11 protein-coding genes and 1 riboswitch are annotated in these 12996 nt (G+C 56.1%); of the genes, 8 read left to right on the top strand and 3 right to left on the bottom strand.

Annotated features, from left to right (window positions below; genetic code table 11):
• Positions 1-99: 99 nt before the first annotated feature.
• Positions 100-1251: an acetylornithine deacetylase gene (gene argE, locus ACOTXI_RS20800; protein WP_008501790.1), complete on the bottom strand. Its 1152-nt coding sequence runs from the start codon at positions 1249-1251 to the stop codon at positions 100-102.
• Positions 1252-1339: 88 nt separating this feature from the next.
• Here argE and argC point away from each other — a divergent pair, with 88 nt between their 5' ends.
• From argC to oxyR, 4 genes are all read left to right on the top strand, one after another.
• A complete protein-coding gene (gene argC, locus ACOTXI_RS20805; protein ID WP_058654117.1) occupies positions 1340-2344 on the top strand; it encodes an N-acetyl-gamma-glutamyl-phosphate reductase in 1005 nt (334 codons plus the stop codon).
• Between the two features lie 6 nt (positions 2345-2350).
• Complete coding sequence (gene argB, locus ACOTXI_RS20810) at positions 2351-3127, top strand: acetylglutamate kinase (RefSeq protein WP_088728450.1); 777 nt, start codon at positions 2351-2353, stop codon at positions 3125-3127.
• Between the two features lie 105 nt (positions 3128-3232).
• Positions 3233-4606 carry an argininosuccinate lyase gene (gene argH / locus ACOTXI_RS20815; protein WP_008501787.1) on the top strand — a complete coding sequence of 458 codons (1374 nt, stop codon included), beginning with the start codon at positions 3233-3235 and terminating at the stop codon, positions 4604-4606.
• A 296-nt stretch (positions 4607-4902) separates the two neighbouring features.
• Positions 4903-5829, top strand: a complete 927-nt coding sequence (oxyR, locus tag ACOTXI_RS20820; RefSeq protein WP_044597477.1) for a DNA-binding transcriptional regulator OxyR — start codon at positions 4903-4905, stop codon at positions 5827-5829.
• Here the strand turns inward: oxyR and sthA are convergent.
• Positions 5803-7203, bottom strand: coding sequence for a Si-specific NAD(P)(+) transhydrogenase (sthA, locus tag ACOTXI_RS20825; protein WP_008501785.1), 1401 nt, complete (start codon positions 7201-7203; stop codon positions 5803-5805). The genes oxyR and sthA overlap by 27 nt on opposite strands.
• A gap of 196 nt (positions 7204-7399) precedes the next feature.
• Between sthA and fabR the strand changes: the two genes are divergently transcribed.
• Entirely contained in the window at positions 7400-8038 is a 639-nt protein-coding gene (gene fabR / locus ACOTXI_RS20830; protein WP_008501784.1) for an HTH-type transcriptional repressor FabR, read from the top strand.
• Positions 8039-8047: 9 nt separating this feature from the next.
• Positions 8048-8407, top strand: coding sequence for a YijD family membrane protein (locus tag ACOTXI_RS20835; protein ID WP_008501783.1), 360 nt, complete (start codon positions 8048-8050; stop codon positions 8405-8407).
• An 89-nt stretch (positions 8408-8496) separates the two neighbouring features.
• On the opposite strand, the gene trmA is transcribed toward ACOTXI_RS20835, so the two are convergent.
• The gene (gene trmA / locus ACOTXI_RS20840) at positions 8497-9597 is read right to left on the bottom strand and encodes a tRNA (uridine(54)-C5)-methyltransferase TrmA (protein WP_058654118.1); all 1101 of its coding nucleotides are present in this window, start codon (positions 9595-9597) and stop codon (positions 8497-8499) included.
• Positions 9598-9701: 104 nt separating this feature from the next.
• A riboswitch (cobalamin riboswitch) is annotated at positions 9702-9877 on the top strand.
• A gap of 66 nt (positions 9878-9943) precedes the next feature.
• Between trmA and btuB the strand changes: the two genes are divergently transcribed.
• Complete coding sequence (gene btuB, locus ACOTXI_RS20845; RefSeq protein ID WP_058654119.1) at positions 9944-11791, top strand: TonB-dependent vitamin B12 receptor BtuB; 1848 nt, start codon at positions 9944-9946, stop codon at positions 11789-11791.
• The gene (gene murI / locus ACOTXI_RS20850; RefSeq protein ID WP_008501780.1) at positions 11736-12587 is read left to right on the top strand and encodes a glutamate racemase; all 852 of its coding nucleotides are present in this window, start codon (positions 11736-11738) and stop codon (positions 12585-12587) included. The genes btuB and murI overlap by 56 nt, the downstream gene beginning before the upstream one ends.
• Positions 12588-12996: the final 409 nt, after the last annotated feature.

Genomic DNA, 12996 nt, shown 5'->3' on the forward strand with positions numbered 1-12996 from the left:
TTACGAAATTTAATTCGCATTGCGTCAGATAAGAGATGCTTATGGAAATGTGACGGAGATCGCGGGATTTTCCCCTCTCTTCCGAGAGGGGAAAGGTCATTAATGCCAGCAGAAATGATGTACAACCTGGGTAATCAGTTCGCGGGTGGGCTTGATAAAGCGGGTTTCAAGATATTCATCCGGCTGGTGCGCCTGGTTGATGGAGCCAGGGCCAAGAACCAGCGTCGGGCACAGCGTCTGAATAAACGGCGCTTCGGTGCAGTAGTTCACCACGTCAGTCTTTTCACCGAGCAGCTTTTCCACCACTTCGACCAGCTGATGGTCCGGCGGGCATTCATAACCCGGGATCGGCGGGTGCAGTTCCGAGACCGTCAGGCGGCCCGGCCAGCGCTCACTCACCGGGGCCAGCGCTTCGTTCAGTAAACCATCCAGATCGCTCAGGGTCATGCCCGGCAGCGGTCGGATGTCCATGTGCAGCTCGCAGCAGGCGCAGATACGGTTCGAGGCATCACCGCCGTGCAGGCTGCCGAGATTGAGCGTTGGATACGGCACGGTGAACGCCTCATAGTGGTAACGCTCTTTCAGATCGTCGCGCAGGGTCATGATGCGGCCGATGGCGTCATGCATCAGCTCAATGGCGTTGACGCCGCGCGCCGGATCGCTGGAGTGGCCGGACTGGCCGAGCACGCGCACGGCGGTAGAGATATGGCCTTTATGCGCGCGAATCGGTTGCAGAGACGTCGGCTCGCCGATGATCGCGCAATCCGGACGAATCGACGTGTTTTCTGAGAAGTAGCGCGCGCCCGCCATGCTGGTTTCTTCATCAGCGGTCGCCAGAATGTAGAGCGGTTTTTTCAGCTTCGTCACGTCCACGTCACGCAGCGCGTCGAGGATAAAGGCGAAGAAGCCTTTCATGTCTGCGGTGCCCAGACCGTAGAGCTTGTTGTCGTGCTCGGTCAGGGTGAACGGATCGCGCGTCCAGCGGCCATCGTCAAACGGCACGGTGTCGGTGTGACCGGCCAGCAGCAGGCCGCCCGCACCGGTTCCGGTACTGGCGAGCAGGTTAAATTTGTGGCGAGTGCCGGGGACGGGCTGAACCTCAACGTTAAACCCAAGATCGCTAAACCAACCCGCCAGCAGATTGATTAAAGACTCATTGCTCTGATCCAGCGCTTCTTCCGTTGCGCTGATGGACGGTGTGGCAATCAGGGCGCGGTAGATCTCGATAAATGGCGGTAAGTTCATTTTCATTGTTGACACACCTTAGGTCGTGATAGTATCAATATTCATGCAATAAATGTGAATAAAAATACATTAACGTTGAGCATAAAGGAACCCGATGTTGAATACGCTGATTGTAGGCGCTAGCGGTTATGCGGGCGCAGAGCTTGTAAGCTACGTGAATCGCCATCCACATATGACCATAACCGCTTTGACCGTGTCAGCGCAAAGCAATGATGCAGGAAAGTTAATTTCCGATTTGCATCCGCAGCTTAAGGGCCTGGTCGATCTGCCTTTGCAGCCCATTTCTGACATCAGCGAGTTTACCGACGGCGTCGACGTGGTGTTTTTAGCCACCGCGCACGAGGTCAGCCACGACCTGGCGCCGCAGTTCCTTGCGGCTGGCTGCGTGGTCTTCGACCTCTCCGGCGCGTTCCGCGTTAACGACGGCGCGTTCTACGAAAAATATTACGGTTTCACCCATCAGCATCCGGATCTGCTTGAAAAAGCGGTGTACGGCCTGGCGGAGTGGAGCGCAGATAAACTGAAAAAAGCGGACCTGATTGCCGTTCCGGGCTGCTACCCGACGGCGGCGCAGCTTTCCCTGAAGCCGCTGATCGACGCGGGTCTGCTGGATCTGAACCAGTGGCCGGTGATCAACGCCACCAGCGGCGTGAGCGGAGCAGGGCGCAAGGCCGCCATCTCCAACAGCTTCTGCGAAGTGAGCCTTCAGCCGTATGGCGTGTTTAATCATCGCCATCATCCTGAAATCACCACCCATCTGGGCGCGGACGTGATTTTCACGCCGCATCTGGGCAGCTTCCCGCGTGGGATCCTCGAAACCATTACCTGCCGCCTGAAGCCTGGCGTGACCAAAGAGCAGGTGAATGAGGTCTTCACGCAGGCGTATGCGGACAAACCGCTGGTGCGCCTGTACGACAAAGGCGTGCCGGCGCTGAAAAATGTGGTCGGCCTGCCGTTCTGCGACATCGGCTTTGCCGTGCAGGGTGAGCATCTCATCGTGGTGGCCGCAGAAGATAACTTACTGAAAGGCGCTGCCGCTCAGGCAATGCAGTGTGCAAATATTCGTTTCGGTTTCCCGGAAACGCAGGCTCTTATTTAAGGTGTGATGATGAACCCATTAATTATCAAACTCGGTGGTGTACTGCTGGACAGCGAAGAAGCGCTGGAGCGTCTGTTTACCGCGCTGGTGAACTATCGCGAATCACACCAACGTCCGCTGGTGATTGTGCACGGCGGCGGCTGCGTGGTGGATGAGCTGATGAAAGGGCTCAACCTGCCGGTGATCAAGAAAAACGGCCTGCGCGTGACGCCTGCGGATCAGATTGACATTATCACCGGTGCGCTGGCGGGTACGGCGAACAAAACCCTGCTGTCCTGGGCGAAGAAACACCGCATTGCTTCCGTTGGCCTCTACCTGGGGGATGGCGACAGCGTAAAAGTGACCCAGCTCGACGAAGCGCTCGGTCACGTTGGACTGGCGCAGCCGGGTTCGCCTAAGCTGATTAACACGTTGCTGGAAGGCGGTTTTCTGCCGGTGGTGAGCTCTATCGGCGTGACCGAAGAGGGTGAGCTGATGAACGTTAACGCTGACCAGGCGGCAACTGCACTGGCGGCAACGCTGGGCGCGGACCTGATCCTGCTTTCCGACGTGAGCGGCATTCTGGACGGAAAAGGCCAGCGCATTGCAGAAATGACTGCGGCAAAAGCCGAGCAGCTGATTGCGCAGGGCATCATCACCGACGGCATGATCGTGAAAGTGAACGCCGCGCTGGATGCGGCGCGCACGCTGGGCCGTCCGGTTGATATCGCCTCCTGGCGTCACGCGGAGCAGCTTCCGGCGCTGTTTAACGGCACGCCGATTGGCACGCGTATTCTGGCTTAAGATTCTGTGCCGGATGGCGCTTCGCTTATCCGGCCTACGTGAATTTTGTAGGCCCGGTAAGCGCAGCGCCACCGGGCAAAAATATCATCATTAAGGAAATTCGTTATGGCACTTTGGGGTGGGCGTTTTACACAGGCAGCGGATCAGCGGTTCAAACAGTTCAACGACTCTTTGCGCTTCGACTACCGCCTGGCCGAACAGGATATTGTCGGCTCTGTGGCCTGGTCCAAAGCGCTGGTGACCGTTGGCGTACTGACCGCAGACGAACAGCAGCAGCTGGAAGAGGCGCTGAACAATCTGCTGGAAGAAGTGCGTCTGGATCCGCAGCAAATTCTGCAGAGCGATGCCGAAGACATTCACAGCTGGGTGGAAGGCAAGCTGATCGACAAGGTCGGTCAGTTGGGTAAAAAGCTCCACACCGGGCGTAGCCGTAACGACCAGGTCGCCACCGACCTGAAGCTGTGGTGTAAAGATACCGTCGCGGAGCTGCTGGCGGCTAACCGTCAGCTGCAGACCGCGCTGGTGGAGACCGCACAGAATAATCAGGACGCGGTGATGCCGGGTTATACCCACCTGCAGCGCGCGCAGCCGGTGACCTTTGCGCACTGGTGTCTGGCCTACGTTGAGATGCTGGCGCGTGACGAAAGCCGTCTGCAGGATACCCTGAAGCGTCTGGACGTCAGCCCGCTGGGCAGCGGCGCGCTGGCGGGTACCGCTTACGAAATCGACCGTGAACAGCTGGCAGGCTGGCTGGGCTTTGCCTCCGCCACCCGTAACAGCCTGGACAGCGTCTCTGACCGCGACCACGTGCTTGAGCTGCTCTCCAATGCCTCTATCGGGATGGTGCACCTGTCGCGCTTTGCTGAAGATCTGATCTTCTTTAACTCCGGCGAAGCGGGCTTCGTTGAGCTGTCCGATCGCGTGACGTCAGGCTCATCCCTGATGCCGCAGAAGAAAAACCCGGACGCGCTGGAGCTGATCCGCGGGAAATGTGGCCGCGTGCAGGGCGCGCTGACCGGCATGATGATGACCCTGAAAGGGCTGCCGCTGGCGTACAACAAAGATATGCAGGAAGACAAAGAAGGGCTGTTCGACGCGCTCGACACCTGGCTCGACTGTCTGCATATGGGCGCGCTGGTGCTGGACGGCATTCAGGTGAAGCGTCCGCGCTGTCAGGAAGCGGCGCAGCAGGGCTATGCGAACGCGACCGAGCTGGCGGATTATCTGGTGGCGAAGGGCGTACCGTTCCGTGAAGCGCACCATATTGTCGGTGAAGCGGTAGTGGAAGCCATTCGTCAGGGTAAACCGCTGGAAGATCTGGCGCTGGCCGATCTACAGAAATTCAGCGCGGTTATCGGGGATGATGTGTATCCGATTCTGGCGCTGCAGTCCTGCCTGGATAAGCGTGCGGCGAAAGGCGGCGTGTCGCCTAAGCAGGTGGCGCAGGCAATTGCGGAGGCGAAAAACCGCCTGATTTGATGCCTGAAACGTCGGGTGGCGGCTTCGCCTTACCCGACCTACAAAACCCCAGCCCAACCCTGAGTTGGGCTTTTTTACGCAAAAAAAAAGCGGACCACGGGGTCCGCAAAAGTTCACGTTGGCTTTAGTTGTTCGAGTTTTGAGAGAAACTCGCTGACGGTGGCGGGGACGTCAAGGGTCAAACACGTGCCGCCTCGTCTATGTGGTGTATTATTCAACAGAATGCTTGATAGGGATAATCGTTCGTTGCTATGCTATCTATCGCCATGAACTATCGTGGCGACGGAGGATGAATAATGAATATTCGTGATCTTGAATACCTGGTAGCGTTAGCCGAGCATCGTCACTTTCGCCGCGCGGCAGATTCCTGCCACGTCAGCCAGCCCACGCTGAGCGGCCAGATCCGCAAGCTTGAAGACGAGCTGGGCGTGATGCTGCTGGAGCGCACCAGTCGTAAGGTTCTGTTCACACAGGCAGGTCTTCTGCTGGTGGATCAGGCGCGCACCGTGCTGCGCGAGGTCAAAGTGCTCAAGGAAATGGCAAGCCAGCAGGGGGAGGCGATGTCCGGCCCGCTGCATATTGGCCTGATCCCAACCGTTGGCCCGTACCTGCTACCGCACATCATTCCGATGCTGCACCAGACGTTCCCGAAACTCGAAATGTACCTGCACGAAGCGCAGACGCATCAGCTGCTGGCGCAGCTGGACAGCGGCAAGCTCGACTGCGCCATTCTGGCACTGGTAAAAGAGAGTGAAGCCTTTATTGAAGTGCCGCTGTTCGATGAGCCGATGATGCTGGCGATCTATGAAGATCACCCGTGGGCGAACCGCGATCGCGTGCCGATGGCCGATCTGGCGGGTGAAAAGCTGCTGATGCTGGAAGATGGCCACTGCCTGCGCGACCAGGCGATGGGCTTCTGTTTCGAAGCGGGTGCTGATGAAGATACCCACTTCCGCGCAACCAGCCTGGAAACCCTGCGAAATATGGTCGCGGCGGGAAGCGGTATTACGCTGCTGCCTGCGCTGGCGGTGCCGCACGAGCGTAAACGTGATGGCGTGGTCTACTTGCCGTGCATTAAGCCAGAGCCGCGTCGTACGATTGGCCTGGTTTATCGCCCGGGTTCACCGCTGCGCAGCCGCTATGAGCAGCTGGCAGAGGCCATCCGCGGTGCGATGGATGGCCATTTCGACAGCGCGTTAAAACAGGCGGTTCAGGCCGTTTAGTGCCGCTACCCGGTAGGCTTCCGCCATGGTCGGGTAGTTAAAGGTGGTGTTGACGAAGTACTCAATGGTGTTACCACCACCTTTCTGCTCCATGATCGCCTGGCCGATATGAATGATTTCCGCGGCGCGTTCACCGAAGCAGTGAATCCCGAGGATCTCTTTCGTCTCGCGATGGAACAGGATCTTCAGCGTTCCCACGCTCATCCCCACGATTTGCGCCCGCGCCAGATGTTTAAACTGCGCACGACCCACCTCGTAAGGCACCTTCATTGACGTCAGCTGCTGCTCGGTTTTGCCGACTGAGCTGATTTCCGGGATGGTGTAGATACCCGTCGGGATATCTTCGATCAGATGCGCCGTCGCTTCGCCTTTCACCAGCGCCTGAGCCGCAATGCGTCCCTGGTCGTAAGCGGCGGAGGCCAGGCTTGGGTAGCCAATCACGTCGCCGACCGCGTAAACGTGCGGCAGGGCGGTCTGATACATGCTGTTGACCTTCAGCTGACCGCGGCTGTCGGTTTCAAGCCCGATATTTTCCAGCTGCAGGGAATCGGTGTTGCCGGTACGGCCGTTGGCGTACAGGAGGCAGTCCGCTTTCAGCTTCTTGCCTGACTTGAGGTGCATGATCACCCCGTCGTCGCAGCCTTCGATCTTCTCGTACTCTTCGTTGTGGCGAATCACCACGCCGCTGTTCCAGAAGTGGTAGGAGAGGGAGTCCGACATCTCCTGATCGAGGAAGGCCAGCAGACGGTCGCGAGTGTTGATCAGGTCAACTTTGACGTCCATTCCGCGGAAGATCGACGCATATTCGCAACCAATGACCCCTGCGCCATAGATAATGACGTGACGGGGTTCATGGTGCAGGCTCAGAATCGAGTCGCTGTCGTAGACGCGCGGGTGCGAGAAGTCCACGTCGGCCGGATGGTACGGGCGTGAACCGCAGGCAATCACAAATTTTTCAGCGGTGATGGTTTCAACCGACCCGTCGTGGCATTCGAGTGCCAGGGTGTGTTCATCCACAAAATGCGCGTTGCCCTGCAAAATTTCACAGTGGTTACGCTCATAAAACCCCTGACGCATGCGCGTCTGCTGGTTAATGACGGTATCCGCGTGATTCAGGATGTCGGCAAAAGAGGAACGAAGAAGTCGGGAGTGGTCGCTGTAAAGAGGATTCTGGTTAAATTCGATAATGCGGCTAACGGCGTGGCGGAGGGCTTTCGAAGGGATGGTGCCCCAGTGGGTGCAACCGCCGCCGACATTATGGTAGCGCTCAATAACCGCTACTCTGGCTCCCTGTTTCACCAGACCCATAGCAGCACCTTCGCCGCCGGGGCCGGAACCAATAACTATTGCGTCGTAATCGTAGGAATGTGGCATGGTAAGGCTTACCTGTTCTTATACATAAAAGCAACAGAATCATAACATCATTGCCAGAGTAACCCAATTATCGTTGTGCTTTTTTCCGGCAGTGGAGCACAAACCGCACGTAAACAATCATTCACAAAGCCAGGTAAACAGATTAATTTTATTCTCTGGTATAGTGCCATCAGGCCTTTGGAAGGATTCAACTATCGTGATGGGCGTAAGAGCACAACAAAAAGAGAAAACCCGGCGTTCGCTGGTGGAAGCCGCATTCAGTCAACTGAGTGCTGAGCGAAGTTTTGCCAGTTTGAGCCTGCGCGAAGTCGCACGCGAGGCCGGGATTGCGCCAACGTCCTTCTATCGTCACTTCCGTGATGTGGATGAACTGGGCCTGACCATGGTCGACGAGAGCGGTTTGATGCTGCGCCAGCTGATGCGCCAGGCGCGTCAGCGTATCGCCAAAGGGGGCAGCGTGATCCGTACCTCCGTGTCGACCTTTATGGAATTTATCGGCAATAACCCCAACGCGTTTCGTCTGCTTCTGCGCGAGCGTTCGGGCACGTCGGCGGCGTTTCGTGCCGCCGTCGCGCGCGAAATTCAGCACTTCATCGCGGAACTTGCCGACTATCTTGAACTCGAAAACCATATGCCGCGTGCGTTTACCGAAGCACAGGCCGAGGCGATGGTGACGATTGTGTTCAGCGCGGGTGCCGAAGCGCTGGATGTCAGCATTGAACAACGCAAGCAGCTTGAAGAGCGACTGGTATTGCAGCTCAGGATGATCTCCAAAGGCGCGTACTACTGGTATCGCCGTGAACAAGAGAAACTGGCACATCAAACCGAAGAGTGAAGGTGAGTAATGAAACAGTCAGGTCAGGATAAAGGGACGCTGTTGCTGGCATTGATCGCTGGCTTATCCATTAATGGTACGTTCGCCGCTATTTTTAGCTCCATCGTGCCGTTTTCGATTTTCCCGCTGATTGCGCTGGTGCTGACGGTGTACTGCCTGCATCAACGCTACCTGAACCGCACCATGCCGGTGGGGTTACCGGGGCTGGCCGCCGCCTGCTTTATTCTGGGCGTATTGCTGTACAGCACGGTGGTGCGCGCGGAGTATCCGGATATCGGCTCTAACTTCTTCCCTGCGGTACTGTCTGTTGCGCTGGTGTTCTGGATTGGCTCGCGCATGCGTAGCCGCAAGAGCCAGTTACCGGAGTAAAGGTTTTTGTCATTGTAGGCCGGATAAGCGAAGCGCCATCCGGCTTTTTTGGCAGGTGGCGCTTCGCTTACCTGCCCTACAAGGCCACATTACTTCGCCGTGAGCAGTACGCCGCACTCCATATGGTGCGTATACGGGAATTGATCGAACAGCGCCAGACGTTCAACCTTGTGCGTCTGGCTTAACGTTTCCAGGTTCTTGCACAGCGTCTCCGGGTTACAGGAGATGTACAAAATACGCGGGTACGCCTGCACCATTTTCTCGGTTTCGCTGTCCAGGCCACTGCGCGGCGGGTCGACAAAAATCGTCTCACACTGGTAGCTCTTCAGATCGATGCCTTCCAGACGGTTAAACTGGCGAACACCGTTCATCGCCTGCGTGAACTCTTCTGCGGCCATACGAACGATCTGCACATTGTCGATATGGTTGGCGGCAATGTTGTACTGCGCGGCGGCCACCGACGGTTTGGCGATTTCGGTTGCCAGAACGCGCTCGAAGTTACGCGCCAGCGCCAGCGAGAAGTTGCCGTTACCGCAGTAGAGTTCAAGCAGATCGCCCTTAGACCCTTCCGTCGCCTTCAGCGCCCACTCCAGCATCTGCACGTTCATCGCGGCGTTCGGCTGGGTAAAACTGTTCTCCACCTGACGATAGACCATCTCTTTACCCGCCACCGGCAGGCGCTCGTCGACGTAGTCCTGATCCAGCATGATTTTGGTTTTTGTCGCACGGCCAATCAGGTGAACGTTGATGTTCTGCGCACGCAGCGCATCACGCAGGGCTTCGGCCTGCTCGCGCCACTCGTCGTTCAGGGCTTTGTGGTATAGCAGGGAGACAATCGCCTGGTTACTTTGCGTGGTCAGGTAGTCAATCTGGAACAGCTTGTGGCGCAGCACCGGGTTGTTACGCACGCCTTCAACGATCAGCGTCATCAGCTGATTGATAAGCTCGCTCGCTGCCGGGAAGCTGTCCACGCGAATGCGGGATTTCGTCTGCTGATCGAAAATGATGTGGTACAGGTCGTCACCGTCGTGCCAGATGCGGAACTCGGCACGCATGCGGTAGTGGCTGACAGGAGAGCGGAACACCTCGGGAACGGGCGCGTTGAAAGGCGTCATCATACTTTGCAGGCGGACGATTTTCTCTGCCAGCTGCGCGTCGTACTGTTCTGTCGGGAGGTGTTCTGGGGTCATGATGCGTCCTGAGTGATAAAGAATTACGCGGCGATTGTAGGCATTGTTCAGGGGATGTCCAGAGTTAATGGCCAATAGCTGTCTGGACATCCATACGTGTCTAATTGTAGCATTCTGTTTCCGGTCTCCTGAGAGTGAAAAGGGAATCCAGTGTAAATCTGGAGCTGACGCGCAGCGGTAAAGACTGGCGGGATGAGCGTTGTAGACACTGTGAAAATGGGAAGTCTTCATCCTTATATAGCCACCTAGCCCGAAGACCTGCCGGGATCACGTCGCATTTGGTTTCATCATCGCGTGCTATCGATGAGGCCTGCGGCATCCTTCTTATATTGTGGATGCTTTAACAATGATTAAAAAAGTATCGCTGTTGACGGCGTTGTCCGTTACGGCATTTTCGGGCTGGGCGCAGGATAGCGCAGACTCGTTGGTGGTGACGGCAAATCGTTTTGAACAACCTGAAAAAACTATTCTGGCTGCAACCTCGGTTGTGACGCGTGCCGATATTGACCGCTGGCAGTCGACCTCGGTGGTGGACGTTATGCGTCGCCTGCCCGGCGTGGATACGGCGCAAAGTGGTGGGATGGGGCAACTCTCCTCTCTCTTTATCCGTGGCACCAACTCCAGCCACGTCCTGATCCTTGTAGATGGGATCCGCCTTAACCAGGCGGGCGTCACGGGGTCGTCCGATCTCAGCCAGTTCCCAATCTCCCTGGTGCAGCGAATCGAATATGTTCGTGGACCGCGTTCGGCGGTATACGGCTCAGATGCGATTGGTGGTGTCGTAAACATTATTACTACTCGTGCGAAGGACGGTACCACGCTGAATGCTGGCGTAGGCTCACACGGCTATCAGAATTATGGCGGCAGTACTCAGCAAACACTGGGCGACAGCACGCGCGTCACGCTTGCGGGTGATTACACCTATACCAAAGGGTTTGATGTGGTTGCGGACGGCAACAATGGTGGCCTTGCCCAGACCGATCGCGATGGCTTTATGAATAAAACGCTCTACGGTGCACTGGATCACGCATTCTCGGACCAGTGGAGCGGTTTTGTGCGCGGCTTTGGCTACAGCAACCGTACGGCCTACGACGGCTACTACAGCTCATTTACGCCTGACGTGCTGGTCGATACCCGCCAGCTCTATAGCCAGACCTGGGATGCAGGATTGCGCTTCAACGATGAAATCTTTCATTCGCAACTGCTCGCCAGCTATAGCCACAGCAAGGACTATAACTACGACCCAAATTTAGGCCGCTACGATTCGACAGCCACGCTGGATGAAATCAAACAGTACAACGTCCAGTGGCTCAACTCCGTTGATGTTGGCCATGGGAACATTGGCGCGGGCGTTGACTGGCAGAAGCAGAGCACCGAGCCGGGTACAAACTACGTGACCAACGGCTACGACCTGCGTAACACCGGCGTCTATCTGACCGGGCTGCAGCAGTTTGGTGACTTCACCCTGGAAGGGGCGGTTCGCAGCGATGACAACTCTCAGTTCGGTCGTCATGGCACCTGGCAAAGCAGTGCGGCCTGGGAGTTCGTGGAGGGTTACCGTTTCGTTGCTTCTTATGGTACGGCCTATAAGGCACCGAATCTGGGTCAACTCTACGGTTTCTATGGCAATGACCATCTTGATCCAGAAGAGAGCAAGCAGTGGGAAGGTGCGTTTGAAGGCCTGACGGCGGGCGTGAGCTGGCGCGTATCCGGCTACCGTAATGACGTTGATAATCTCATCGACTTCGATAATAACCTTCAGCAATATTACAACGTCGGTAAAGCGCGCATTAAAGGCGTGGAGGCGACAGCATCGTTTGATACGGGTCCGTTGACGCATACTGTTGGCTATGACTACGTGGATGCCCGAAATGCCGCAACCAACGAACTTCTGGATCGTCGTGCTAAGCAGCAGGTGAAATATCAGCTCGACACGCAGATCTATGATTTCGACTGGAGCCTGACTTATCACTATCTCGGTACGCGTTACGACACTGACTTTGGTACTTACCCGTCTGAGAAAGTAAAAATGGGCGGTGTAAGCCTGTGGGATGTCGCAGTTTCGTATCCTGTCACCTCACACCTTACAGTTCGTGGTAAAATAGCCAACCTGTTCGATAAAGATTACGAGACAGTTTATGGCTACCAAACTGCAGGACGGGAATACACCTTGTCTGGCAGCTACACCTTCTAATCCGCGCCCTACCGTGCTGGTGTTTGATTCCGGCGTCGGTGGGCTTTCGGTCTATGATGAGATTCGGCATCTCCTGCCGGATCTCCATTACATCTACGCCTTCGATAACGTCGCTTTCCCGTATGGGGAAAAGAGCGAAGATTTTATTGTCGAGCGCGTGGTGGAAATCGTCACTGCGGTACAACAGCGTTATCCCCTTGCGCTGGCCGTTATCGCGTGTAATACGGCGAGCACCGTTTCTCTTCCCGCCCTGCGTGAAAAATTCCAGTTCCCGGTTGTGGGCGTCGTCCCGGCAATAAAGCCTGCCGCGCGTCTGACGGCGAACGGCATTGTGGGCCTGCTGGCCACGCGAGGTACGGTAAAGCGTCCTTATACCCGCGAGCTGATCGACCGTTTCGCCAACGAATGCCAGATTGCGATGCTCGGTTCGGCTGAGCTGGTAGAGATGGCGGAAGCGAAGCTGCATGGCAAGGCGGTATCACTCGACGAGCTGCGTCGTATTCTTCGTCCGTGGCTGCGGATGCCTGAACCCCCGGATACCGTTGTGTTGGGCTGTACCCACTTCCCGCTACTCCATGAAGAGTTATTAGAGGTGCTGCCGGAGGGGACACGCCTGGTGGATTCCGGAGCGGCTATTGCCCGTCGTACGGCCTGGTTGCTGGAGCATGAAGCCCCGGATGCGAAATCTACGGATGCGAATATCGCGTTTTGTATGGCGTTAACAAAAGAAACTGAACAACTTTTACCCGTTTTACGCCGTTATGGCTTTGAAACGCTCGAAAAACTGGCGCTATAGCACGGTTTTGAGCAAAAAAGAGACGGTTGAAAGTTTTTTTTTAAAGAGGGGTTGTCAACGTCTGAGAACTCCCTATAATGCGCCTCCACTGACACGGAACAACGGCTTACAGGCCGCCGGGTTAGCGGGGTTCAGAGATGAACGCCAACAGAGAAAAGCGAAAATAATCACTTGACTCTGAATGAGGAAAACGTAATATACGGGACCTCGCAACGGTGAGCGAAAGCCGCGTTGCACTGCTCTTTAACAATTTATCAGACAATCTGTGTGGGCACTCAAAGTGACATGGATTCTTAACGTCCTCGGACAATAAATGAATACCAAGTCTCTGAGTGAACATACGTAATTCATTACGAAGTTTAATTCACGAGCATCAAACTTAAATTGAAGAGTTTGATCATGGCTCAGA

The organism is Enterobacter cloacae complex sp. BZL2005 (assembly GCF_049238885.1).
Taxonomy (GTDB): Bacteria; Pseudomonadota; Gammaproteobacteria; order Enterobacterales; family Enterobacteriaceae; genus Enterobacter; species Enterobacter roggenkampii.